Below are 24,389 nucleotides of genomic sequence, written 5' to 3' on the forward strand. Positions count from 1 at the left end.
GGATGTGTCAGATAGTGACTAAAAAGCCGGAAACTCTGACAATTTCAATGATTTAGGAGAGGGCTACTGGTGGGGCGCGTGCTGCGTAACAGCGTTTTTGCACCTTGTTGAATTGATTTCGTGCCTGCTGATAAGAGCTTGCTGATGCTAACGGGAATTCAAAACTGTTCCAGTAAACAGGGCCCTTCTCATCATCACCTGAGGTTTCTGCTGAATCTACAGTGGAGTGTGTGACCGCGGCAACCAGTGCAAAGCTAAAGTTCTTATTCGGCTGTTGTAAATCTACCCAACTGCTGGACGCAGAATAGCCTGCTGCCGGAAACAGCAAACTCAGGTAAAACAACACTGCGATAAAACTTAAATACTTCATCTTTCGCGCCCGGTCAGAACCAAAACAACTTGGCCTTTTCCTGACTATAGCAGCAGTGTTTTTTAAAATGCAAATAAAAAAATGAAAAAAATGAAAACAACAGGTCTACGGATTGACGCTTTATTTGCGTCAGATCAATAAAAACCTGTTATTTTTTAAGCAGAAAAGCTTGATTTCTAATCGGTTATAAAAACTTCATCCCTTGTTTTAGTAGCCAGGCAATTAAAGTTAAAGTTAAAAAACCAGCCAGATATAAAACGACAAACCATTGGGTTTGAGACAACTTTTTGCCAACGAATTTCATCAGTAGCCCTCCTGATAATCTTCCACTTTACCGGCGAAAATTTTGTAGCCCCAGAGTGTATAGGCGCAAATCAGTGGCACAAAAATGAAGATGCCAGGCAACATAAAGATCAAACTGCTATCTGGCGCTGCGGCTTCCATATAGGTCAGTTGACGTGGCAGCAGGTAAGGGAATACGCTGACCAGTAAACCGATAAAAGCCAGCATGAATAAGCCAGAGGCCAGCCAGAAAGGCCGCTCTTCATGACGTTCATGCACCGCAGTTTCCGCTTTATGGCTACGGTTGACCCGGCCTAAATCGCGGAATAATAAACGGGCGGCAAGCACCGACAACAGAGGCAGTGGAATTAACCATAAAGCGTGCCAGCCGCCAAACCAACGAGCCCGAATTTCCGGCTCAATCCAGACTGTCCATAAGCTGACCAGCAGCATAGATAACATCACAATCAGTAATAAGCGTTGGCCATAACGCGCCGCTTTTTGTTGCAGTTCACCGCGACTTTTCATCACCAGATAACAACAGGCGAGCAGTGCATAGCCCGCCATTACCGCTAAACCACAAAACAGACTAAAAGGACTCAACCAATTGAAACTGGACTGATTGATAAAATCTGCCGGAACGCCTTGTACCAGGGTTCCCAGCATCAGGCCCTGGCAAAACGCTGCCAGACTGGAACCAACAGCAAAGGCCATATTCCAGTATCTTTTCGATGTATCTGATTTAAAACGATATTCAAAAGCCACACCGCGGAAAATCAAACCTATCAACATCAGCATAATCGGCAGATAAAAAGTCGAGGCGATGGAGGCATAAGCGGCCGGAAAAGCGCCAAATAAAATGACACCACCAAATACCAGCCAGGTTTCATTACCGTCCCAGACGTGCGCAATGGACCGCATTAAATGGTCGTGTTCTGCGTCTGTATTAAACCAGGGGTATAAAATACCTATGCCCAGATCAAAGCCATCCAGCAATACGTACATCAGGATTGCAAAGCCAAGTAGCAGCAGATAAAACAGGCCTAAACTCAGTTCCAGTTCCATTAGTTGGCTCCTTTGGTTGAAGTTGCATCAGCGTCAGTTGCTAAAGTTTTGGTAAATGACAAAGCATAACCTGAAGCTTTCACCCCAATACGTTGTTGTTCCAGTTGCTCTATCGGAGCCGGACCTTTTTTGATTAGCTTGCGCATAAAGTACAGATAAACACCAAACAGCAGGCTGTAGGTCAGGACAAACAGAGTTAAAGAGAACAGCACACGTTCTGCAGGCAGAGGGCTGACAATCTCACTGGTGCGCACCAGGCCATAAATAATCCAGGGCTGACGGCCGATTTCTACCACATACCAGCCCGCCAGTACCGCGATAACACCTGTTGGCGCCATAAAACTGACTGGCCAAAGGAACCAGTTACTCTGATACAAAGTACCACGCCAGCGCAGGTAAGCGCCCAGCAATGCAACACCTATCATCAGCATGCCAATACCGACCATAATGCGGAAGCTGAAAAACACCATATGCACGTTAGGTCTGTCTTCTGCTGGCACCGATTTTAAGCCTTGTAATTCACCCTGCCAGTCGTGGGTTAAAATCAGACTGGCAAGGCCAGGTATTGCCACTTCATAATGGTTTTCTTCAGCTTTCATATCCGGCACTGCAAACAGCAACAGCGGCACGTTGCTTTCTTTTTCGGCCCAAATTGCTTCCATCGCGGCCAGTTTCACTGGTTGATGCTCTTTCACATTTAAACCATGTAAGTCACCGACCCAGGCTTGCAGTGGAGTCAGCACTAAAGCAAACCACAACATCATCGACAGCCCTTTGCGGCCAAAGTCCTGATGCTGGCCTTTACGCAGATACCAGGCGTGAGTGGCCATCACGACAAAAGTCGCTGTGATAAAAGCCGCCAGCAGCATGTGGGTAAAACGGTAAGGCATAGAGGGATTAAAAATGACATCAAACCAACTGACGACCTCAAATTTACCATCAACAATTTGATGGCCCTGAGGGGTTTGCATCCAGGAGTTAGCCGCGATGATCCAGAAGGCAGAAATCCAGGTGCCTATAGCCACAGTGACTGTAGCGAAAAAGTGCATTTTGGCACTGACACGTTGCCAGCCAAATAACATCACGCCTAAAAAACCTGCTTCGAGGAAAAAGGCTGTCAGCACCTCATAAGCCATCAGAGGCCCAAGCACTGCGCCTGCGATTTCAGAGAATTTGGAAAAGTTGGTGCCAAACTCATACGACAGCACTATGCCGGATACGACGCCCATACCAAAGGTAATGGCAAACGGCTTGATCCAGAACTTGGCCAGTTGCAGATACTGGGGGTTACCGGTTTTCAGCCATAAGCCTTCCCAAATTGCTATCAGCGTGGCCAAACCTATGGTGATAGAAGGGAAAATAATATGGAAGCTCACAGTAAAAGCAAACTGGATACGTGAGAGGATACTGACATCAAGTTCCATAACTACCTCAGTTTTTAGACGTTTTTATCCGACTTAGCGCAGATGGCGCAAGCGCCACAGACAACAACAGCAACATGGTCAGCAGTTCGGCAGCGAGCATAGACAGGTCTGGCATAATGTTCTCTTTGTTGACAAGTTAGGCAGCAACAGCGCTGCGTATTCCTGTATTGCCAGAATCAGGCCATAATTTTAATTATTTGTAACTTTATGATTCTAAATCAATAAAATTATAAATTTGCAGCGGGTGTCAACTTGATTTACGATTTATAACCAAAGTGATGACAACAAAGTTGACGGTAAGCAGTGGATTTGATTTTAGCTTTTGAGCTGATGATGCTTGTCACCAGCGCGTGCGCCGGATTGATGTCAGGCTGGCTGTGGTGGCATTCGAGGTATCAGCAAAGCCTGGCTGGTTTGGCTGGCTTTGGTGCCATGATGGCGCTCTGGTGTTTAGGCCATGTGTTTGTGATCCATGACCAGCCGCAGCTGGGACGTTATCTGTTATTGGCCAATCCATTGATGCCAACATTTTTCCTGCATTTTGCCCTGAGATTTGTCGAGCAGGATAAGGTGAAAGCCCCCTGGTTAAGCTGGGCCCGACGTCATATTGGCTGGCTGTATTTTCTGACCGCTCTGGTCGTGCTGCTGAGCTGGAGTCTGGATGCCGGTGATGTGCTGCAAAGCATTGCTTTAGGCCAGGTTTTTGTCTTTCACTCCTATGGTTTTTTAAATCTGCTGTACACAGTCACCCTTGGTATTTTGGCTCATGCCGTGTTGTGGTTCGGCTGGCGTTATCATCAGGGCAATAAAAAACGTTCTATTGTTGCGATGTTTTTAGCGGGGGGTTGGGGTTTATTACTGGCGACCCCCGTGGTGTTTCCTTCTTTTGGTCTGGACTGGTTCCCTTATCCCATGTTGTTGTTGCCAAGCTATCCGGTTTTGCTGGTGTATGGCGTAGTGCGTTACCAGATGCTGGCGGTGAATGCGCTGGCGAACCGCGCTTTGCTCTGGTTAGTGATGTCCTTGTTATTGCTGCTGTTGATGGCGTTGGTCAGCTCTGTGTTTGGACAGTTAGGGATGCGGGCTTTGGCTAGTGTGCCGGGCTGGCAGTTATGGTTGTATTCCAGTCTGGTACTGCTGCTTACCGCAGCCTGCTACCGACCCGTTGCCCGATTGGCGGAACGTTTAATTTATCCCGGAGCTACTCTGGATCAGACGTTGATCAACACCTGGCGCCAGCAATTGAGCTTGTGCCAGAACTGGAGTGGGCTTAGCGAAAAAGCAGCGCAGCTACTATCTGCTGCACTGAAGCAAAAAGTACAGGTTGAATTGCCTCTCGCCTCAGGGGGGCCAGCTATCGATAGTCAGTTAAAAATTCGTTGTTATCCCCAAAGCGGACGTTGGCAGGTGGAATTGTTGGGCTGGGATGATATGACGCCTGGTATTCGTTTAGTGGCTCAGGTGTTTGGTTCTTTGCTTGGCAGTAGTTGTGAGTTATTGGCGCAGTCGCTGCAATTGGCTGAAGCGGAAAAACAGCAACTGGCGCAACAACACCTGGTTGAAATGGGCGCTTTGGCGGCTTCGATGGCGCATGAGTTACGTAATCCACTGAATATTATTTCGATGGCATCTGCTGGTGTTGATGCGGAGTTAAGAAGTCATATTCAGCTGCAATTGAAAAGAGCAGACCGGCTGATTTCCGATATGTTGGTGTACTCAGGTCGTCTGCAGTTGCAATACAACCAGATTGAGCTGGAGCCTTTGCTGCAAAGCCTGTTGCAGCAGTTTGACTGGCAGCAGGTCAAACTGGAATTGAACATCCCCTCAGGCCTGATGCTCCGAGTCGATCAACACAGAGTGCAGCAAGTATTTTTAAATCTGTTTGATAATGCCAATGCATTTTTACGCAATCAGGCCGATGCCACTTTGAGGGTTGAAGTCGCCATAAAAGGCGATTTCATCCGGGTGTGGGTGCATAATAATGGCCCGGCTTTGGATCCCAGTTTAACCACCGAACAATTATTCCGGCCTTTCATCAGTAAACGCAGTGGCGGCAGCGGTTTGGGGCTTGCCATAGTCAAACGTATTATGGATGCCCATCAGGGCCAGATCAGTTTCCGCACTGATTTGGGCTGGCCTGTCAGTTTTGAACTTTTGTTTCCGAAGGATATCCCAGATGTTTAATGCAACAACGCCAAACCCGGCGCGCATTTTGATTGTTGATGATGAACCCGCTTTTCGTTTACTAGCCGAACGTTTTTTACAGCAACAGGGTTATCAGGTGGCTGGAGCCGCCAATCTGGACGAAACCCGCACTAAGTTACAGCAATTTGATGCGGATTTGATTTTGCTCGACCTGGCCTTACCGCCAGCCTTTGACCCGGCTCATACCCTGACTGCTGTGCCAGAGTTCTCCACCCGGCCTGTGATTATTTTAACGGGCCATGCCGAACGTGAGCTGGCGCTGCAGGCGATAGCACAAGGCGCATGGGACTTTATTGCCAAGCCGATAGACCCGGAATTACTGGCCGTGGTGGTTAAACGCGCTATCACTAAACATCAGTTGGAAAAGGAGGTCCGGCAGTTAAAACAAGGTTTGCAGCAGCATAGCTTTTTGCCGAAGTTGGCTGGTCATTCGCGGCATATGGAAACAGTTCGTACCTTAGTGCAGCGTATAGCGCCGACCGAAGTGCGGGTCTTGGTGACAGGACCGTCCGGTACGGGCAAAGAGGTAATTTCGCGCGCTTTGCATGAGCTGAGCCCCCGCGCCGAAAAAGCTTTTGTCTCAGTGCATTGTGGCGCTATTCCGGCTGATTTATTAGAAAGTGAGCTGTTTGGTTACGTCAAAGGAGCTTTTACCGGTGCAGATAAAGACCGGCAGGGCTTATTAAAGCTGGCTGATGGTGGCACTTTGTTTCTTGATGAAATAGGTGAAATGCCGTTGGCGATGCAGGTGAAATTACTTCGGGTGTTACAGGAAGGTACTTTTTATCCTGTTGGTGGCCGCGAGCAGCAAAAAATTGATATGCGGTTAGTGTCTGCCACCAACGCCAATCTGCCGGATTTAGTCAAACAAGGTAAGTTTCGCGAAGATCTGTATTACCGCATCAAAGGCGTCACTATCGAAACCGTGGCTTTGGATGAGCGGCGTGAAGATATCCCGTTACTTATTCAATTTTTTCTGGAACAGCTCAGTGCACAGTATGGTCAGAAACTGCAGCTGGAATCTGCGGCAATCAGCTGGTTTTTGCAAAAGCACTGGCCTGGTAATGTGCGTGAATTAAAGAACACGCTGGAAAGTGTCGCTGCTATAGCTCAGCAAGGTGTGATCCGACTTGCTGATATTCAACTGCTGCATTTGGAGCACCAAAGCATCGAGGCTGATAACGATCTGGTATCAGGTTCTGCTTTAAGTAGTTTGGATGAGCAGGTGAAAGCTTTGGAGATCCGTTTAATTCAGCAGGCGATGGCCCAATATAACGGCAATAAGAGTCAGGCTTCCCGAGCTTTGGGTATTTCCCGTCAGGGTTTACTGAAAAAAATTGAGCGATATGCGCTGACTGATTTGGGTGACGACTAAAGCTGTCTATACTCAACTAGTTAGTGAACAGGAGCAGTACCAATGACCGATTCTATTACCCACGGTAAGTTCAGCGTCACCCCGCAGGGGGAGGTGTTATTGTGTGAAATTCAGGGCGCCTGGAATAAAGAAGGCTCAGAACAGCTGATAGAGGATTTAAAAGCTGTGGTACAAGGATTTGCCGGTAAAAAATGGGTCAGAGTGATGGATATGCAGGGCTGGGAGCTGGCGACCCCTGATGCCATCAGTATGATGACGAACTTTAGTTCGTGGGAAGACCAACACGGCTGCGTATTACGCTGTTTTATCGGCTTAAATCCTATTCAGCAACAGTTACTGGAAATGAAATACCAGCACTCACACAAGCCGCAGCATTTTAGCCATACCGATACAGCGCTAAGCTATGCTAAACAATTTTTGCAGCGGCTTTAAGTCATCTCATGAAAGGATACAGACCGTCAGCCTCTAGAAAATTTATCATTGCTCTGTGTTCAATGCTGCTTTAAAGTCATGTGATCATAATGTAAATAAGAGCTTGTCATGGATGAGTTAAAACAGATGAAGGACACTGCTGACTTGCCTGCTGAAGTTGCAGTCCCGCGTTATGGTCAGCAAATGGATCAGCAGACTGATGCCGAACTAAGAAACCTCGGTCGATTTTTTCTGAAACATCCAAGTTTAGTTTTAACCTGTGGCTATTTAATCGCCAGTGTGATGGGGCTTATTTTTACTCTTTCTCTGCTGGATGAGTTTGAGTTTCATGTTTTACCTTATCTGGAACTGACCGACTTTTTGCTGGCCGCCATTGCCCACCCTAAAACCATATTGAATCTAATCATAGGTATTGTTTCTGTGGTTTTTACGGTTTGGTTTGAGCGCAAGTGCAGAAAAAAATATCTCAAATACGCCTTGTGGATAGACAAATCTTACCGTTCGACGTCATTTTTACCCAATTGGATTTGGGGAGCTTTTGCTTTTGTGTTTTATCTGTATTTCGCCAGTACCGTTCAGGTTCCAAAAATCGCCCAGGCAATTAAAAATCATCAGACAGAGCACTATCAGCTTAGCCTGATTTATCCCATAGAGCCGGGTGGTAAAGAAATCCGGCAATTAAATGAAGTGCAGATGATCACCCGCACTGTCAGCTATTTATGGATTTATCATCAGGGTCAGGTCAAGTTAATTCCCCATGCGAATGTAGCGGCTTTAATTCCAGTGTTATTAAAAAAGTCTAATGAAAAACCTGACTTAAAAATTACAGAAAAAGCCGTGGATAAAGCTGATAAAGCCGCCACCACAGATAAAGCTAAGCATTAAAAGAGTTGAGTTAGAATTCTGTAGTTAGTCCGCTGAGGAATTTACCTCCGTGACTTTTGGCACTAAAAAGCAAAAAAGTACGAACAGGATCAGATTCATGTACGACAGGGCGGTAAGGTTGAGCATGGTGGCTGGCAAGAGACCGTCCTGCCAATAGTGAAGTAGGGAAGATAAGGTACAGACAGATGCCGCCAGAGCCAGATAATAACGCATTTTTCTGATAATATTCAGGTAATTATCTTTGTGCAGATAACGAAAAACAATGACATTACCAACACTGTAAAACGCAAAAAAAAGCATGGCCGAAGCCAGCTGCGAAAATGGGATTTCGATCCAGGCGGCAGACTGGAGGCGCTCCAGCATAAAGATGCCATAACAATAAATAAATGCTTCGTAAAAGTGCTCTTTACGAAAGACCAGGTAAAAGCTGTTAACGGTCAGCAGAATAATAAAAATAGTGACGAGCATCAGATGGTCCTTATCTTGTAGCTTTGATTGGGGAGGTTCATGCAAAAAAGTAGCCTCTACCTTAATTGCCGAGCAATGATCATGGTGAGGGTCTCCCTGAGAACTCTCTTGTCTTTTTGTTGATCTTTCCTGACTCAATAATGTACTTGCAATGTTGCAGTTGTAAATAAAAAGTTCAAAAAGGTGGGTGTTGTCGTGGCCGCAGACCATACTAGGTTTGACTCCCTCGCTCTGGCTGCCCTGCGTAACGCGGGCATCTGGTCGGAACAAGATTAAACATTGACGAGTTGAAAGGAGTGCAGGCGTTGCCTTCAGCAACAGGGGGAAATAGATGCGGCTTCAACCTGAGTGCTTTTACAGCATGGTGCTCGACAATTTAAACCAAACCGGCGTAATAAGCCTTGGTCAGCACTTTTTCTAAAGCAGCTGCTGTGGCTTGTTTAATCGGCATATTTTCTTTGCTGAGCTCGTAATCCAGCTGGGCGATTTGGGCTTTGTGATTACGCATCATAGGCGGAGTTTCACTACTCAGACTTTGTTCTGTTGCTATGACGGCTTCTGGTGCACCGGCTCGTATCACTTTGCAGACGGACAACAAGACTTCGCCTTCGCGGCCACGATACCCTGCAGCACCAAACATACGGCAAACGGCGGGACGGTAGGGGTAGACACCACACTGACCACTTTTGCGATCCTCTGATGTCGCCTGATAAAAAAAGCAACCAGCCTGGTCATGATCATGCTGTTGCAAGGCGTCCAATGTGCTTTCTGCAAGGCCAGTATCATACAAATGCAAAGCTAAAGGCAGCATTTCCAGCACTGAAGCTTCAATGCCCGGATGCAGGCAACATTGGCCACAACCACTGCGGCAAAACAACTTACGATCGTTTTGGTAACGACTATAAGTCTGGGCAATTTCGTCGTTGAGGATCATTAACTGAGAAGCGGTGTCGCGCAGCTGCTGCATAGGTTCTCCGAACAAACAGCATTACCCCAATGGGGCGGGGCGCTATTGTAATGACAGCTATTAAGACTCAGCAATAGGGGCAAACAAATATAGTTTTTGTGGCAAAAACAACAGCGAATAAGCTGCTAGTCCTGTTGATACAAAGGGCGGGGTTTGGCTATGCCGTAGCCTTGAGCGAAGTCGATTCCCATCTCGGTCAGCTTGTGACAAATCTCCATATTTTCAACATATTCGGCTACGGTTTGAATTTTCATAGCGCGGGCAATATCGTGAATAGACTGCACTATGGCGCAGTCAAAAGGATCGATCAGCAAGTCGCGGACAAAGCTGCCATCAATTTTGACAAAATCGACCGGGAAGTTTTTCAGATAGCCATAAGAGGAAAAACCACTGCCGAAGTCGTCCAAAGCAAACTTACAGCCCAGCTGTCTGAAGTGGGAAATAAAATCCAGCGTCTGGTGCACATTTAAAATCGCCATACTTTCGGTGATTTCAAAACACACCTTAGCAAAAGGAATTCGATACTCCCGGAATAACGAACTGACATAAGCTTTAAACAGCGGGTCTGTTAACGAAGCGCCGGATAAATTGATATTGGCTAAACTCAGCTCCGCCAGATGCGCAGGCTGTTGTGCCAGCCAGCGGAAGTAGTTGCGGATCACCCAGCGGTCTATTTGTGGCATCAGGCCATAACGTTCTGCTGAGCTTAAAAAATTGCCCGGCGCTACCAAGCCTTGTTCTGGCAAAGATAACCGCAGCAGCAATTCATAATGCAAGCCTGGCAGCTCTTTTTGGATAGCGCTGATAGGCTGCATAAACAGTACAAAGTTATCTTGTTCCAGCGCCTGTCTTAAGGTTTTTAACCACTGAATTTCTGACTGATGACGCTGCAATTCTTCATCGTCGGCATTAAACATATGAATACGGTTACGGCCCTTTTCTTTGGCGACAAAGCAGGCAGAGTCTGCTTGTTTCAGCCAATGTTCGGTGCTTTGATTGTCGTCCGTGTTTTCAGCCAGACCTATGCTGACACTGATACTAAATACGCTGTCCTGCCAGATAAAACGGAATTCTTTGACTGTATCCAGCAGTTGATGGGCAATAGCAAAAGCTTCGTTGCTGCTTAAATGCGGTAACAGCACCACAAATTCATCGCTCTCCAGTCGGGCTAAAGTTCCTCTGTTATTCAAAACCCGCTGCATCTGATTACTGATTTGACACAACAAAGCATCTCCTGCTCTGTGATCGCAGGTGGTGTTGATCAGTTTAAACTGGTCTATATCCAGATAAAGCAAGGTCGCCTGATGTCCAAACCGCAGTGTCTGTTCCAGTTGTTCAATAAAATAATGCCGATTGTATAAAGAGGTAAGCGTGTCGTGGGTCGCTAAGTAAGCCAGCTGTTCGGTATTTTGTTTATGCGCTGTGATATCCACTATAGAACCATGCACATAAGCCCCTGGTGCACCTTCACCTTCTGCCAGCCGGGCGGACATCAGAGCCCAAAAGGCTGAGCCGTCGGCGCGTAAGCCTCTGATTTCAAAATTCTTGTTATCACCCAGCTGCAGCTGTTTTAACATCTGAACTCTGTCTTCAGGGTTGGCGTAATAACGTGCCATGCCGGTCTTCGCTACATCTTGTTGCATTTGCTGTAGGTTTTGATAACCCAACATGTTCAGCAACGCTTGGTTGGCTGTGATCAACTGCCCCTGTAAGGTACTGGTAAACATACCTTCCACTGCATTGTGATAAATGTCGTAGTACTGCTGTAAGTGCGCATTGGCCTGGCGCTGATGGTCAATGTTTTGTTGCACTGTACCTCTGATGTTTTGTAACAGGCTAAAACTCATCAGCGCCATGCTGCCCATCACGGCCATCAGTAACAGGTATTGCCAGGCCTGTGCTGTAGGTAAATAACCTATTTGCGACAGGGCTAATATCACAATACAGCCAAAGAAAAAGGCCCAGCCTAGCGCAAAGGTTTTGGCTGCCCGGTCGCCTTTGATGGCATGCATCAATGCGAACAGAGTGTTGATACCTAAACATAAAGCGGTAATAACCAACAAACCCCAAAACCGCAATTGGTTATTGGCATAAAGTGGGCTGAACAATAATAACAAAGCACTGACCAGGCACAGGTAAAAACCAAAACGCCCCAAAATGCCACCTTGTTGTCTGCGGACATGCCAGTTAAATAGGGTCAGGCAGGCAAAAGTAGCACCAGCTGCGACATACAAAATGGCCTGATTGATTTCAGGGTAATCAGGCCAAAGCATCGCAAAAGCCAAGCCGTTTAGTATGGCCAGCACTAAAGCGCAGTTAATAAAAAAGCCTGAATAAAATAAATACAGTCGTTGTTGCAGTGAAAAATACAAAAACAGGTTGTAGATCGCCATCAGCAACAACACACCACACAACAGACCATCCAGAATGTTTTTATACAGCTGGTCCAACACAAAGTTATTGTGCTGCCATAACGTCAACTCTACCGGTGCTATAGCGGCATCCTGCACTTTGATAAACAGATCCAGTTCCTGATCAGGTTCAAAATTGAGTGGAAAGGCAAAGCTGCGGTAGGCCAGGGCGCGCTGGTAGAAAGGCACTGAAGCGCCAGTGCTGCTTAATAGCTGCAGATCGTTTTTTGATCTGTTGTAGCTATACACCTGCACGACGTCAGCCAGCGGGAAATCGTACTGCACTATGGTTTGAATTGGGGTCTGGCCTGTGTAATGCAAACGGGTAAATAACCAAAGTGACTGCTCGGTACTTTGCAGAGACTTTTTGTATTCGCTGACCAGCCGGAATGCATGATGCCGTTCTGGATCAAAAATCAGTTCCTCCAGCGGCAGGGCTTTGTGAGTCTGCTGAAAATATAAATTCTGCCCCAGTTCCAGCCGGGAGAGTTGTTTGTCAAAACTATTAATCTGGGCATGAAAAGCAAAGGCACTATGACAACAGATCAGCAGCAGAAACCACCATAGCTTTATTCCATGCTGCAGTTTTACTGTCATCTAATCTCCAAGCTACTGAATTCTTTTGCTAAATCTGACAGTAGCATAGCAGCGCCCACACTGTCAGCTGTGACCCAAAAACTTTCGCTGTAGTCTTCGTAACAAAAAGTAAATGATTCGTTGGCATAGCTTAACCCCAGCTCCACCCGGTCTGCGCCGTAAGCCAGAGTACCTGTTGTAATGGTGCTTGGGGTAAACCACTGCTTACAATTCAATACCTGTTCAAAGCGAATGGGCCATAGAGGTGTCAGTAGTAGCTGTTTCTGTTCAATTTGTACTATCAAACCATTGGTTGCTTCGGTGTTCATCAGGTGTCCGTTAACTGCTGCAGGATATAGTCATAGCTTTGCCCCAGTCTGGTGGTGGTGTTGCAAAGGCTTCTTTACCTGGCTGATACTGATAAGGGTGCTGCAGGACCTGCATCAGTTCATGTAAAGGGGCTGTATCCCCTTGTTCAGCTGCTGCAATAGCCTGCTGAGCCAGGTAATTACGTAAAATATATAAAGGATTGACGCCGTTCATCTGAGTTTTGCGTTCAGCGGCGCTGGTATTTTCCTGCGCCAGACGAGCACGGTACAGACTTGCCCACTGATCAAAAGCAGCGATATCCAACATATGATCACGGAGAGATGACCCCTGAGCGTCATCCGAAAAATCAGCCAGACGGCGGAAACTTAAGGTGTAATCCTGCTTCTGTTGCTGCAACAAGGCCAGCCATTGGCCTATCAGGGCCCGGTCTGTGGGCTGCTGAGTGGTAAGCCCCAGTTTTTTCCCCATTAAAGCCATGTAATGACTGACTAAGGTGGGTTCATACAAACCAAGCGCCGTACGTAAGTCCTCGACCTCAATCAAAGGCGATAAAGCATGAGCCAGCGCATTGAGGTTCCACAACCCTATACCAGGCTGTTCGTCAAAGGCATACTTGCCGCTATGATCGGAGTGATTGCAGATGTAACCAGGCTGATAGTCATCTAAAAAGGCATAAGGACCATAGTCAAAACTCAGGCCTAAAATTGACATATTGTCGGTGTTCATGACGCCATGATTAAAACCTACCGCCTGCCACTGGCTGATCAGTTCTGCGGTACTGATGACAATCTGTTGCAGCATAGCCAGCGTCGGGTTATCTGCGTTCAGACATTCGGGGAAATGCTGCTGCAGCGTAAAATCGACCAGCCGTTGTAATTGGTTTTTATCGCCTGTGTAAAAACAGTGCTCAAAATGACCAAAGCGGATATGGCTGGGACAAACCCTGATCACCATAGCGCCTTGCTCCATGGTTTCACGTTGCACTGGTTCGGTGCTGCCAACCAGACTTAAAGCTCTGCTGCTGGGAATGCCTAAATGATACATAGCTTCGGAGGCTAAAAATTCGCGGATGCTGGATCGTAATACAGCCCGACCATCACCAAAACGGGAATAAGGTGTGCGGCCAGCGCCTTTTAAATGCAGATCGTAGTTTTTGCCATCAGTGCCTTTTACATCTCCTAACAACAAACCCCTGCCATCACCCAATTGTGGATTGTATTGACCAAATTGATGGCCAGCATATTTTTGCGCTATCGGCTTGCTGCCCTCAAACAGTTTTTTACCACTAAGGTAGTCGGCTGCGTCAGCTTGTTGAAAGAATTCAGCGGGGATTTGTAATAGCGCGGCAGTCTCAGCGCTGTAGGCTAAAAGTTTGGGCTCTGCAAAAGGAGTCACGGCGACAAGGCTAACTAAGTCAGGTAAACCCGACGCATAAGTGGAACTTAAAAAAAGTGACATAACATCCCCCAAAACTGCAATGGCCCATTGTCGTCGCTGTGTTCAGTTAGCTCAAGCGCTTTCTGGAGCAGTGATTTGCCTGAATTTCAGCCTCTGACTTGTATAAACAAGTACTTAGGTCTTTAATGGAGAAAACATAAAAAATAAAACTCAGGTCCAGCGTCAGGGAGAATAACAATAATGCGATCCAGATTTTTTATAATGTTAGTTTTAGGCGGGTTATCTGCACCAGTTCTGGCGCAGGATGCGGCTGCCGGAAAAACTAAAGCTGCTGTCTGTTCGGCTTGTCATGGCGCTGAAGGCATTTCGGTATTACCGGATTATCCTAACCTTGCAGGGCAAAAACAGAAGTATCTGGAAACATCCATCAAAGCCTATCGTGATGGTCACCGTAAACATGCGGTGATGTCGCCTATGGCTGCAGGGTTGTCTGATACGGATATTCTGGATTTAGCCGCGTATTTTTCTGCTTTGCCGGCTCAGTCGCCTGCTAAATAGTCACTGATTAAATCGAGGAAATCAGCGCCATAACGCCCTAGTTTAGTTTGGCCTACTCCACTGATAGCCAAAAACTCCACGCTATTGGTGGGACAGGCTTGTGCCATTTCTATCAGAGTAGCGTCTGAAAACACCACAAAAGGCGGCACGTCGTCGCGTTCAGCTATGGCTTTGCGCAGCACTTTTAAACGGGCGAACAGCTTGCGGTCATAGTTTTGTGGAGCTGTAGTTTTACTGCTGCTGGTTTTGCTTTGTACTAAGCGCGGCACGGCCAGTTGCAAAGTTTGCTCCGCACGAAGTACGGCTCGGGCGGCTTCTTGCAACTTCAGCACTGAATGCTGACTGATGTCCTGTTGCAATAAACCACAATGCACTAACTGGCGCAAAATACTGAGCCAATAATCGTGTGATTGCTCTTTTCCTATGCCATAAGTAGATAACTTGTCATGCCCCAACTCCTGAATGCGGCTGGTCTGGCTACCCCGCAGTACATCAATGACATGGGTCATGCCAAAACTTTGATTCACTCTGTACACGCAAGACAGCGCTTTTCTGGCCAGTTCAGTGCCATCAAATTGCTTCGGCGGGTCTATGCAAATATCGCAGTTGCCACAAGGTTTCTGGCTGGATTCACCAAAGTAGTTCAGCAGTACTAAACGCCTGCAGGTTTGTGCCTGAGCAAAAGCCGCCATCTGGTTAAAACGCTGCAAGGCTACTTCGGTTCTGCTGTTGTTTTCGTCTTTTTCTATCCAGCTACGCATCCGGGCTATATCGGCAGGGTCCACCAGCATCAAGGCTTCAGCGGACACACCGTCACGGCCAGCCCGGCCTGTTTCCTGATAGTAAGCTTCAATAGTGCGCGGCAGTTCAAAGTGAATGACAAAACGTATATTGGATTTATTCACGCCCATGCCGAAAGCCACAGTGGCGATAATCAGCTGAATTTGGTCTTTTTTAAAGGCTTCCTGTACCGCATTGCGCTGCTCGTTGGTCAAGCCTGCATGATAAGCCGCTACCTGAAAACCTTTGCCAGCCAGTTGTTCGGTCAGCTCATCTACTTTACGGCGTGAAGCACAATAAATAATGCCACTTTGCTGCTCCTGCTGTTTCAGGTAGTTGACCACTTGCTCCAGCGGGCGGAATTTCTCTTGTACTGTGTAACGGATGTTAGGTCGGTCAAAACTGCCCACTGAGATATAAGGCTGCTGCAAATTCAGCTGGCGGCTAATGTCCTTTTGCGTAGCAGGGTCTGCTGTGGCCGTGAGTGCCATCATAGGCACATGCGGGAAGTAGTGTTTTAACTGTGCCAGTTCAGTGTAATGGGGTCTGAAGTCGTGGCCCCACTGTGAAATACAGTGCGCTTCGTCTATGGCAAATAAACTGACACCAACTTCTGCCAGGCGTGACATAAAGTCCGGTTGTAATAAACGCTCAGGCGCCAGATACAACAGTTTGAGCTGTTGATGGCGTAAACGCCGGATCACATCCTGAATTTCTTCTCTGCTTTGGCTGCTGTTAATAAATTCTGCCGCTATACCATTGGCCTGTAACGCATCGACCTGATCTTTCATCAGCGACATTAAAGGCGAAACAACCACAGTGACATAAGGCAATAACAAAGCAGGTAACTGATAACACAGCGATTTGCCGCCACCTGTAGGCATCAGCACAAAAGTGTCCTGACCGCTCAGGCAAGCCTGGATCACCTCCAGTTGTCCGTGACGGAACTGGCTGTAACCAAAAGCTTGTTTTAAGGTGTCGAACAATAGTTGTGGCAAAGGACAAGGCTGCATTATGAAAAATCTGGCGCATTGTAATCAAAACTACAGAGGCTGTCTTGGGCATTGTGTCATTGGCTTTGCTGGAGTAGATTGCGTACTGCTCCTACCAGTAAAGTTGAGAACCTTATGCATGCCGATCAGTTATTACCTTTTATCGCCAATACTTTTGACCAAATGCCTTTTAATCGTTTGTTAGGCTTAAAAGTCACCCGTTTTGATGAACAGCAAGCCGAAGTTCGTTTTGACTGGGCCGGGCAGCTGGTAGGAAACCCGGTACAGCAGATTTTACATGGTGGCGTCATAGCTTCAGTGCTGGATGTGGTTGGTGGATTAATGGCGGTGTCCAGTGCCTTAACCCGATTGGGCGATATTGCAGATGCTGAACTGGCCGAAAAACTGGGCAAAATGAGTACTATAGATATTCGCACCGATTACTTAAGGCCTGGCCGTGGCCAACAGTTCATTGCGACAGCTCAAGTGATCCGCACGGGCAATAAAGTTTGTGTCTGCCGGATGGAGCTACACAATGAGCAGGGCACTCATATTGCGTTAGGCACTGGTACTTATCTGGTGGGCTAAAGCTTATTTCGCGCCCATACAAGCATGATGCAATTATTTCCTTTCAGTTGTTTCTCTTTCAGCTATACCTGATCAGTAGCTTTATTTGTTTTATAAATGGAAGTTTTGTTTTTATCATATTTTGACTTTAACTTGTTGACAAAAAGGCTTAACTGATAACAATGAAACCATGTTTGATGCTGAAACTCTAGTTTCAGCAGACTTTCAGCCTGCTACAAAAACAATGTTGTCATCATTATTGAATCTCGGCTCGTTGTTAAAGTACCCAGCTTTAACTGATAAGGCTTCGAAAGAGGAAGGGGAGCACTATGCAACTGTCGATTAGACAAAGGCTTATGTTGTCTGTCACTGTGATCTGTCTAGGTCTGACGGCCATGACTGCTTTTGTATTTATACAACTGGCCAAGATAGAGACGCACTTAAGTGAAGTGGTCAACAGAGACAACCCTGCTATTGAGCAGTTGACCCAAGTACTTGAACAGCAGTACGAACAGGAGCTGCTGTTGCATAAAGAGTTACGTTATGTGCCAAAGCAGCATCAGCAGTCTGTGGATGAATTTCAGCGCACAAAAGCAGAGTTTATGCAGCATCAACAGCAACTCCAAGCAGCACTTCAGGCCGCAGAGCCCTTTTTACAACCTTCAACTGCTATGACAGAGTTGCAACTGAGCAAAGTTCGGGAAAACATGCAGCTGCTGCAGGGGATTGAAACACTGTCCTTGCAGTGGACTTCGATTGCAGAGCAGCTAATCCAAAAAGCTGGATCAGGGCAGCAAGCTGTTGAGCTGGAAAACAAGCTGGCTGCTGTTGATCAACAGTTGATGCAAGACGTAAAAACTCTGTTGCAAAATGTCGAAAATTTTACCTCAGCTGAGATCCAAAGTATTGACCGGCAAACCCGCTCTTTAGAACTACAGGTAGTCGTAGCCGCAGTCTTAGTGTTGCTATTGTCTGTGTTGGTCAGCCGCTCCACCCGCAAGGCCATCCAGAGAGGTTTGCACAAAGCTATGGCGGCGCTCAGAGAGTTACAGCGCGGTAACCTCAAGTCCGAAGTGCTGGCGGATGAGCCCGCAGAGATAGGTGAAATGCTGACATTGATGGAGCAGACCAGGCAGGATCTGGCTCAGTTGTTAGTGCTGGTGCAGCGCTCGACAATGGAGGTTTCTGGTGCTGCCACTGTATTGGCAGACAGTAGCCATGGTGTGCAGGACAATGTGCAGCAGCAAAGTCTGCAAATGGAACAAATTGCCGCAGCTATGCACGAAATGTCAGCGACTGCTCATGAGGTCGCACAGAGTGTGGCTACTACGCACACGGCTAGCGAAGAGGCAGCGCAGAACTCTACCTCCAGTCAAACTATCAATACTCAAGCGATGCAGAGCACTGAATCTCTGGTAAAAAGTCTAACTGAAAGTGCAGCCTCATTATCTGAGCTTGAGAAAAACAGTGAAAATATAGGTGCAGTGTTGGTGGTGATTAAAGCCATAGCGGATCAAACCAATTTATTAGCATTAAATGCGGCTATTGAAGCGGCACGAGCTGGGGAGCAAGGTCGGGGATTCTCCGTAGTGGCAGATGAAGTCCGGCATCTGGCGCAGCGCACGCAAACTTCAACCACCGAAATAGAAACTATGATCAGCACGTTCCGCCAGAGCGCGCATCAGGCGGTATTAAAAATGCGACAAAGCAGCGTGCTGGGTGGTCAGGCTATTGATTTTGCAGGTCAGTCCAGCGACTTGATGCAAAAAGTGAACGGCTCTATAGATAAAGTCCGTTGTATGAGTATGCAAATTGCCAGTGCTGCTGAACAGCAAAGCAGTGCTATTGAAGAAATTAACGTCAGCGTCAGTGTGGTACATCAGGCTGCTGAACAGAACGCTGAACTGGTAACCCAGGTCGCCACCGCCAGCCAGCAATTGACAGCTATGGCTGGCACTTTGGAAGGTGCAGTAAAAAGGTTTCAACTGCCAGAAGTGGCATGAATAACTCCTGTCTCAGCAATAAAGAACTCTGCCAGTCAAAGGTGTTAAACAGGTGTGGTGCCATGAAAAAAATTCTTTTATTGCTAGCTCTGGGGGTGGGGCTTCCTGCTTTGGCTGAGGATCTCTATCCCGACTGGGACTACGAAGGATATGCCGGGCCAGAACATTGGGGCAATCTGACCATGGATTTTGCAAGCTGTAAAAACGGCAAAGAACAATCACCTATTGATTTGACTGTGGCAGAGGACGCTAAATTTTCGGCACCCCAGCTACGTTACGCAGCTCAGCCATTACAATTGACCCATATGGGTCATACCTTAGTTGAAGAAGTCAGCGCTGCGCCACTTCACCTTAGTTTTGGCGGGCAGGACTACAACTTAAAGCAATTGCATTTTCACACACCAAGCGAGCATCAACTGAATGGCAAAAGCTTCCCGATGGAAGTACATTTTGTCCACAGCGATGCGGATGGTCAGTTGGCTATCGTAGGAGTGTTTGTGCAGCAGGGACAAACGAACGCTACGTTGCAGCAGTTGTTGCAAAAAGTCCCTTTACTTAAAGGCGAGACAGTCACAGATCAAAAAGCAGCTTTGGATCTGAACGCCCTCCTGCCAAAAACCAAACACTTTTACCACTATATGGGGTCGTTAACCACGCCGCCTTGCAGTGAGGGAGTGTACTGGCTAGTGTTAACTCATCCTATCGACGCCTCGGCAGAACAGTTAAAACAGCTAAGCCAGTTGATGGGGAAAAATGCCAGACCATTGCAGCAGTTAAATGGCCGAACTTTAACTTTGGTACGCTAAACCAACCAAGCGCTGCAGTAAATCGGGTGACCTGACGCTGATTTAGGCCAATTTGTTTTCAGATAAGGCCAAGTTTTTTATTCCTGCGTCAGATGTCATTACTTAATCAGTCTTCATCCAGTACAATGCGCGCCTCATACCGCAAGGATCCCTGCTGATCAAGGTGATACCCATGACATTAAGTCCTGCACAAAAACTAGGTGGTGCTTTTGCCGCTGGTGCTTATACCTTATGGGGTATAGCGCCGCTTTATTTTAAACAAATCGACTTTGTGCCGGCGCAGGAGATCCTGATCCACCGTGTGGTCTGGTCTTTTGTATTGCTGGTGCTAATCGTCTTTGCCATGCAGCAATGGAGCAAAGTACAGCAGATCCTAGTTCAGCCTAAATTAGTTTTGGCGCTTTTGGGCACCTCGCTGATTTTAGGAGGGAACTGGGGTTTGTTTATCTGGGCTGTGAATAACCATCATATGCTCGATGCCAGTTTAGGTTATTACATCAACCCTTTGCTCAACGTGCTGCTGGGCATGTTCTTCCTCGGTGAGCGTTTGCGTAAGTTTCAGTGGATTGCATTATCACTGGCGGTGACGGGAGTGGTGATCCAACTGGTGACTTTTGGCTCTGTGCCCTGGATAGCTTTAACCTTAGCCAGTACTTTTGCATTGTACGGCTTATTTCGTAAAAAGCTGGCGATAGATGCCATTACCGGACTTTTTATTGAATCTTTATTATTACTGCCTCTGGCCTTGTATTACTGGTGGCAGTTTGCCGACAGCAGTGCAGCTGATTTTAGCCAAAATAGCTGGAGCTTAAACTTATGGCTGATGGCGGCAGGTTTTGTTACTACTGTGCCTTTGTTGCTGTTTATCGCTGCAGCTAAGCGGTTACAACTGTCGACTATGGGCTTTTTCCAGTACATAGGCCCAAGTTTTATGTTTGTGTTTGGCGTTTGGCTCTACAACGAAGCTTTAACCACGGCTAAGCTGGTGACTTTTGGTTTTATATGGCTGGCGCTGATAGTGTATTCGGTAGACGCTTATCTGGCGTTACGGAAAAGACCTGTAGTTCAAGTGATTGAATAAGGCGGACCTTTTATTTCGATAGTATTGCCTTCAGGGTCCTGAATATAGATCGAAGGACCCTGACCTTCGGCACCATAACGAGATTCGACAGGCCCCGCCGTTACGCCTTGATGCTGAAAATACAACTGCAAAGCTTGTGGGTCAAAAGGCTCAATACGTAAACACAAATGGTCCATATTGTGACCCTCTATGCCTGGCGCTTCACCACCTTGTTGGCCCAGAGGTTGGTTGACTGGTACTAAGTCAATCAGGCTTAGACCTGCTCTTAATTGATATAAACCTAAGTCGGTTTCCTGCCGCTCCAGAGTGCAGCCCACTACCTGCTGATAAAAATCCAGCATCAACTGCAGGTTTTTCACCCTGAGCACCACATGGTCTATCTGCACAATACGAAACATAATCCGCTCCTTAATTGGCCTGGTCAGTATAAACAGGCTCAGGCTTGAGCATAGATCTCTTTAAAACCTAACCAACGACGTATAAGAGCAGCACAGTTCGGGTGATGCTGCTGCCATAATAGGGCGGCTGCTTGTTGGGCCGCAGGGATTAAATGAGCATCCCGGCTTAAATCGGCTATACGGTAGCTGACTTGTCCTGTTTGTTTGGTACCGAGTAGTTCACCCGGACCACGGATTTCTAAATCACGTTGTGCTATCACGAAACCATCATTGCTTTCCCTAAGCACTGATAAGCGGGCTTGAGCTGTGGCTGATAAAGGCGCGTGATACAGCAAAACACAATGGGAGACCGCGCTACCACGACCTACCCGGCCTCGTAGCTGGTGCAACTGAGCTAAACCTAAACGCTCGGGGTTTTCAATGATCATTAAACTGGCATTAGGCACGTCGACACCAACTTCAATCACAGTGGTCGCTACCAGTAAATCCAGCTCACCTGCTTTAAAATCAGCCATCACTTGCTGCTTTTCAGCGGCTTTTAGCCGGCCATGTACTAAGCCAATACGTAAGTCAGGCAGGGCGGCGGTCAGTTCCACTGCTGTCATTTCAGCAGCCTGGCATTGCAGTTGTTCCGACTCTTCAATCAAAGTACAAACCCAATAGGCCTGACGACCTTCATTTTGTACGGCCTGACGCACCCGTTCTGTCACCTCGGCACGCCGGCTATCAGGCAGCACCACAGTAGTGACAGGAGTGCGGCCCGGTGGCAGTTCATCTATCACAGAGGTATCTAAATCAGCATAAGCCGTCATGGCTAAAGTGCGGGGGATAGGAGTGGCGGTCATCACCAACTGGTGCGGATAAAAGCCGGTGTCTGCGCCTTTTTCCCTTAGCTCCAGCCGCTGATGTACACCAAATCTGTGTTGCTCATCGATGATGACTAAAGCCAGTTGCTGAAATTGCACGTGCTGCTGAAACAAGGCATGAGTGCCAATTACCATTTGAGCTTCGCCGCTCTGAATGACAGAGAGCTGAAGCTGTTTTTGTTTGGCAGAAGCTTTACCCGCCAGCCAGGCAATCTGATAACCCAGAGGCTCCAGCCAGGCTTTGAAAGTGTTGGCATGCTGTTCTGCCAGCAGCTCTGTCGGGGCCATTAAGGCGACTTGAGCGCCACGGCTCAATACAGTCAAAGCCGATAGAGCTGCCACCAGCGTTTTACCAGAGCCTACATCCCCCTGGACCAAACGTAACATGGGTTCGGTTTGGCTTAAATCGTGGCGGATTTCGTTAATGACCCGCTGCTGGGCACCTGTTGGCGCAAAAGGCAAAGCCGCTAAAAACTTTTGATTCTGGGTTTCATCTACCACAAAACTGCGGCCTTGTTGTACCCGGCATTGCTGGCGTAATTGCAGCATCGACAACTGCTGCGCTACCAATTCTTCAAAAATCAGCCGTTGCTGTGCTGGATGTTGGCCTTGTTCCAGCAACTGTAAAGAGGCATCCGGAGGAGGTCTGTGCAGATAAAATAGTGCATCAGATAAAGACCAGCTGTTCTGACCCAGCACTGGTGCTAAATATTCGGTGGGACTGCTGCGCTGTAATACCTGTAACGCCGCGTCAGTTAAATTGCGCCAGCTATTTTGTTTTAGTCCTTCAGTGCTGGGATAAACCGGCGTCAGAGTTTCGGCTACATCCTGATTCAAACCATCTTTTACTACTTTGTATTCAGGATGCATCATCTCAAAACCACGCATGCCACGTTTGACTTCACCAAAAACTCGCAAGGTGACACCTGGTGTAACGGCATTTTTCTGTGCGGCATTAAAATGGAAGAAACGTAAGGTTAGGTAACCTGAGCCATCCCGAATAGACACCAGCCAGCTACGTCTTTTACCAAAGGTAATTTCACTGCTGATCACTTCACCCTGCACTGTGGCTGTTTGTTGTGGCCATAAGTCGGCTATAGGATAGAGACGGGTGCGGTCTTCGTAACGCAAAGGCAAGTGAAACAATAAATCCTGCACACTCTGAATACCCAGCTTGTGCAGCAGTTCACTGACTTTGGCGCCAACACCTTTCAGTTGGCTGACGGATAGACTATCCAGTGCTGTTACTGTCAAGAGAAAGACCAAACTAAGTGACTGATAGCAGACAGTTTAACCTGTGATCGTCACAGGGCATAGCCAGAGTTGAACATCAACTGCATTTAAGGTTGCTTTTTAGGTCCGGACTCATCATCCGCCAGATAGGTAGGACCATGTTTGAGAGGATCGAAGGCATAGAGTTTTTTCACTGTACCATCCTGCACCATGGACTCAAGAGCTTGTTCGATACGGTCTTTTAATGCCAGATGTGGACTTTTTTTCGATAAGCCAATATTGATAAAACGTTTTTCTACCACTGAAAAATCAATAGGGGCGCGTTTGAACTGAAAATGCATCTCTTTGTGGTCTGCTATTACATCCAAAGAGCTTTGAGTGGGCACCACCAAGGCGTCGACCCGGCCACGTTGCAGCATTTCAAAACCAGTCTCTATGCTGTCAATCTCCACATGGCGTTTGGAGGTTTTAAGTACCAGCATCAGACCAGGGTGATAAGCGTAATTGCGTACAGTCGCCAAACTGAGTGATTCCAGCTGACCAAAACTGAGAATAAGCCTTCTGTCGCTACTTTTCAGATACAGGGATTCAGGAATACGTTCGTTGTATGGCAGAAGGTGCATATACTCTGCCCGTTCTTCGGTAAAGTTCAGGTTACTCATTAAATCCGCTTCACCCGTCTGCATTTGGCGGAAGCAGCGGGCCGAAGGGGTTTTTGGACTGAATTTGAGCTGGAACCCGGCACGCCTGGCCAGTTCCTGCATTAAATCTACGGAGGGGCCGTAAGGAGCCTTGCCTGTTTCATAGGCATGAAAACGTGAGAAATGATCCAGACACCAGGTTAAAACTGGTGTTTGTGCAGCGGTTGCCAGTCTGGGTAAAACCAACAACAAAATACAACACAGGATCTTTGTCAC

The 24,389-nt window shown here is 47.3% G+C and carries 21 protein-coding genes; 9 read left to right on the plus strand and 12 right to left on the minus strand.

What is annotated here, in order from left to right:
• Nucleotides 1-52 precede the first annotated feature (52 nt).
• The 3 genes from IEW88_RS00370 to IEW88_RS00385 all read right to left on the minus strand — a co-directional run bounded on the left by IEW88_RS00370 (nt 53) and on the right by IEW88_RS00385 (nt 3,141).
• The gene (locus IEW88_RS00370; protein WP_147903172.1) at nt 53-370 is read right to left on the minus strand and encodes a hypothetical protein; all 318 of its coding nucleotides are present in this window, start codon (nt 368-370) and stop codon (nt 53-55) included.
• A 303-nt stretch (nt 371-673) separates the two neighbouring features.
• A complete protein-coding gene (gene cydB / locus IEW88_RS00380) occupies nt 674-1,717 on the minus strand; it encodes a cytochrome d ubiquinol oxidase subunit II (RefSeq protein WP_185148530.1) in 1,044 nt (347 codons plus the stop codon).
• Complete coding sequence (locus IEW88_RS00385; RefSeq protein ID WP_147903170.1) at nt 1,717-3,141, minus strand: cytochrome ubiquinol oxidase subunit I; 1,425 nt, start codon at nt 3,139-3,141, stop codon at nt 1,717-1,719. Before IEW88_RS00385 ends, cydB begins: the two co-directional genes overlap by 1 nt.
• Nucleotides 3,142-3,444: 303 nt before the next feature.
• Here IEW88_RS00385 and IEW88_RS00390 point away from each other — a divergent pair, with 303 nt between their 5' ends.
• The 4 genes from IEW88_RS00390 to IEW88_RS00405 all read left to right on the plus strand — a co-directional run bounded on the left by IEW88_RS00390 (nt 3,445) and on the right by IEW88_RS00405 (nt 8,038).
• Nucleotides 3,445-5,325, plus strand: a complete 1,881-nt coding sequence (locus IEW88_RS00390) for a sensor histidine kinase (RefSeq protein WP_229670205.1) — start codon at nt 3,445-3,447, stop codon at nt 5,323-5,325.
• The gene (locus IEW88_RS00395; protein ID WP_147903169.1) at nt 5,318-6,721 is read left to right on the plus strand and encodes a sigma-54-dependent transcriptional regulator; all 1,404 of its coding nucleotides are present in this window, start codon (nt 5,318-5,320) and stop codon (nt 6,719-6,721) included. Before IEW88_RS00390 ends, IEW88_RS00395 begins: the two co-directional genes overlap by 8 nt.
• A 42-nt stretch (nt 6,722-6,763) precedes the next feature.
• Nucleotides 6,764-7,153, plus strand: coding sequence for a hypothetical protein (locus IEW88_RS00400; RefSeq protein ID WP_053425058.1), 390 nt, complete (start codon nt 6,764-6,766; stop codon nt 7,151-7,153).
• A gap of 108 nt (nt 7,154-7,261) precedes the next feature.
• Nucleotides 7,262-8,038, plus strand: coding sequence for a hypothetical protein (locus IEW88_RS00405; protein WP_147903168.1), 777 nt, complete (start codon nt 7,262-7,264; stop codon nt 8,036-8,038).
• A gap of 24 nt (nt 8,039-8,062) precedes the next feature.
• Here IEW88_RS00405 and IEW88_RS00410 read toward each other — a convergent pair whose 3' ends face one another.
• The 5 genes from IEW88_RS00410 to IEW88_RS00430 all read right to left on the minus strand — a co-directional run bounded on the left by IEW88_RS00410 (nt 8,063) and on the right by IEW88_RS00430 (nt 14,248).
• Nucleotides 8,063-8,776 carry a hypothetical protein gene (locus IEW88_RS00410; RefSeq protein WP_147903167.1) on the minus strand — a complete coding sequence of 238 codons (714 nt, stop codon included), beginning with the start codon at nt 8,774-8,776 and terminating at the stop codon, nt 8,063-8,065.
• A 106-nt stretch (nt 8,777-8,882) separates the two neighbouring features.
• Nucleotides 8,883-9,473, minus strand: a complete 591-nt coding sequence (locus IEW88_RS00415; protein WP_147903166.1) for a YkgJ family cysteine cluster protein — start codon at nt 9,471-9,473, stop codon at nt 8,883-8,885.
• A gap of 125 nt (nt 9,474-9,598) precedes the next feature.
• A complete protein-coding gene (locus IEW88_RS00420; protein ID WP_147903165.1) occupies nt 9,599-12,481 on the minus strand; it encodes an EAL domain-containing protein in 2,883 nt (960 codons plus the stop codon).
• A complete protein-coding gene (locus IEW88_RS00425; protein WP_147903164.1) occupies nt 12,478-12,789 on the minus strand; it encodes a hypothetical protein in 312 nt (103 codons plus the stop codon). The genes IEW88_RS00420 and IEW88_RS00425 overlap by 4 nt, the downstream gene beginning before the upstream one ends.
• Before the next feature lie 10 nt (nt 12,790-12,799).
• Nucleotides 12,800-14,248 carry a protein adenylyltransferase SelO gene (locus tag IEW88_RS00430; protein ID WP_147903163.1) on the minus strand — a complete coding sequence of 483 codons (1,449 nt, stop codon included), beginning with the start codon at nt 14,246-14,248 and terminating at the stop codon, nt 12,800-12,802.
• 201 nt (nt 14,249-14,449) lie between these two features.
• Here IEW88_RS00430 and IEW88_RS00435 point away from each other — a divergent pair, with 201 nt between their 5' ends.
• Nucleotides 14,450-14,746, plus strand: coding sequence for a c-type cytochrome (locus tag IEW88_RS00435; protein WP_229670207.1), 297 nt, complete (start codon nt 14,450-14,452; stop codon nt 14,744-14,746).
• Here IEW88_RS00435 and recQ read toward each other — a convergent pair.
• Nucleotides 14,728-16,539 carry a DNA helicase RecQ gene (gene recQ / locus IEW88_RS00440; RefSeq protein WP_147903161.1) on the minus strand — a complete coding sequence of 604 codons (1,812 nt, stop codon included), beginning with the start codon at nt 16,537-16,539 and terminating at the stop codon, nt 14,728-14,730. The two genes, IEW88_RS00435 and recQ, sit on opposite strands and share 19 nt — an antisense overlap.
• Before the next feature lie 78 nt (nt 16,540-16,617).
• Between recQ and IEW88_RS00445 the strand changes: the two genes are divergently transcribed.
• The 4 genes from IEW88_RS00445 (at nt 16,618) to rarD (ending at nt 20,975) form a co-directional block, all read left to right on the plus strand.
• Entirely contained in the window at nt 16,618-17,106 is a 489-nt protein-coding gene (locus IEW88_RS00445; RefSeq protein WP_343896690.1) for a thioesterase family protein, read from the plus strand.
• 308 nt (nt 17,107-17,414) lie between these two features.
• Nucleotides 17,415-19,088 (plus strand): methyl-accepting chemotaxis protein, encoded by a 1,674-nt coding sequence (locus tag IEW88_RS00450; protein ID WP_185148529.1) that lies wholly within the window; start codon nt 17,415-17,417, stop codon nt 19,086-19,088.
• 62 nt (nt 19,089-19,150) lie between these two features.
• A complete protein-coding gene (locus tag IEW88_RS00455; RefSeq protein ID WP_185148528.1) occupies nt 19,151-19,894 on the plus strand; it encodes a carbonic anhydrase in 744 nt (247 codons plus the stop codon).
• Between the two features lie 172 nt (nt 19,895-20,066).
• Nucleotides 20,067-20,975 (plus strand): EamA family transporter RarD, encoded by a 909-nt coding sequence (rarD, locus tag IEW88_RS00460; RefSeq protein ID WP_147903159.1) that lies wholly within the window; start codon nt 20,067-20,069, stop codon nt 20,973-20,975.
• On the opposite strand, the gene IEW88_RS00465 is transcribed toward rarD, so the two are convergent.
• The 3 genes from IEW88_RS00465 to IEW88_RS00475 form a co-directional block, all read right to left on the minus strand.
• Nucleotides 20,960-21,373: a VOC family protein gene (locus tag IEW88_RS00465; RefSeq protein ID WP_053425767.1), complete on the minus strand. Its 414-nt coding sequence runs from the start codon at nt 21,371-21,373 to the stop codon at nt 20,960-20,962. The genes rarD and IEW88_RS00465 overlap by 16 nt on opposite strands.
• 38 nt (nt 21,374-21,411) lie before the next feature.
• Nucleotides 21,412-23,493: an ATP-dependent DNA helicase RecG gene (gene recG / locus IEW88_RS00470; protein ID WP_147903158.1), complete on the minus strand. Its 2,082-nt coding sequence runs from the start codon at nt 23,491-23,493 to the stop codon at nt 21,412-21,414.
• 86 nt (nt 23,494-23,579) lie between these two features.
• A complete protein-coding gene (locus IEW88_RS00475) occupies nt 23,580-24,389 on the minus strand; it encodes a substrate-binding periplasmic protein (RefSeq protein WP_082335843.1) in 810 nt (269 codons plus the stop codon).

The sequence above is a fragment of the Rheinheimera tangshanensis genome (assembly GCF_014645135.1).
GTDB lineage: Bacteria > Pseudomonadota > Gammaproteobacteria > Enterobacterales > Alteromonadaceae > Pararheinheimera > Pararheinheimera tangshanensis.

Bases quoted from the DNA above. Each gene is read 5' to 3' on its own strand.
- cydB (WP_185148530.1), bottom strand. From the start codon at position 1,717: ATGGAACTGGAACTGAGTTTAGGCCTGTTTTATCTGCTGCTACTTGGC.
- rarD (WP_147903159.1), top strand. From the start codon at position 20,067: ATGACATTAAGTCCTGCACAAAAACTAGGTGGTGCTTTTGCCGCTGGT.
- IEW88_RS00370 (WP_147903172.1), bottom strand. From the start codon at position 370: ATGAAGTATTTAAGTTTTATCGCAGTGTTGTTTTACCTGAGTTTGCTG.
- IEW88_RS00405 (WP_147903168.1), top strand. From the start codon at position 7,262: ATGGATGAGTTAAAACAGATGAAGGACACTGCTGACTTGCCTGCTGAA.
- IEW88_RS00425 (WP_147903164.1), bottom strand. From the start codon at position 12,789: ATGAACACCGAAGCAACCAATGGTTTGATAGTACAAATTGAACAGAAA.
- IEW88_RS00435 (WP_229670207.1), top strand. From the start codon at position 14,450: ATGTTAGTTTTAGGCGGGTTATCTGCACCAGTTCTGGCGCAGGATGCG.
- IEW88_RS00465 (WP_053425767.1), bottom strand. From the start codon at position 21,373: ATGTTTCGTATTGTGCAGATAGACCATGTGGTGCTCAGGGTGAAAAAC.
- IEW88_RS00395 (WP_147903169.1), top strand. From the start codon at position 5,318: ATGTTTAATGCAACAACGCCAAACCCGGCGCGCATTTTGATTGTTGAT.
- IEW88_RS00415 (WP_147903166.1), bottom strand. From the start codon at position 9,473: ATGCAGCAGCTGCGCGACACCGCTTCTCAGTTAATGATCCTCAACGAC.
- IEW88_RS00430 (WP_147903163.1), bottom strand. From the start codon at position 14,248: ATGTCACTTTTTTTAAGTTCCACTTATGCGTCGGGTTTACCTGACTTA.
- recQ (WP_147903161.1), bottom strand. From the start codon at position 16,539: ATGCAGCCTTGTCCTTTGCCACAACTATTGTTCGACACCTTAAAACAA.
- IEW88_RS00420 (WP_147903165.1), bottom strand. From the start codon at position 12,481: ATGACAGTAAAACTGCAGCATGGAATAAAGCTATGGTGGTTTCTGCTG.
- IEW88_RS00450 (WP_185148529.1), top strand. From the start codon at position 17,415: ATGCAACTGTCGATTAGACAAAGGCTTATGTTGTCTGTCACTGTGATC.
- IEW88_RS00400 (WP_053425058.1), top strand. From the start codon at position 6,764: ATGACCGATTCTATTACCCACGGTAAGTTCAGCGTCACCCCGCAGGGG.
- IEW88_RS00455 (WP_185148528.1), top strand. From the start codon at position 19,151: ATGAAAAAAATTCTTTTATTGCTAGCTCTGGGGGTGGGGCTTCCTGCT.
- IEW88_RS00385 (WP_147903170.1), bottom strand. From the start codon at position 3,141: ATGGAACTTGATGTCAGTATCCTCTCACGTATCCAGTTTGCTTTTACT.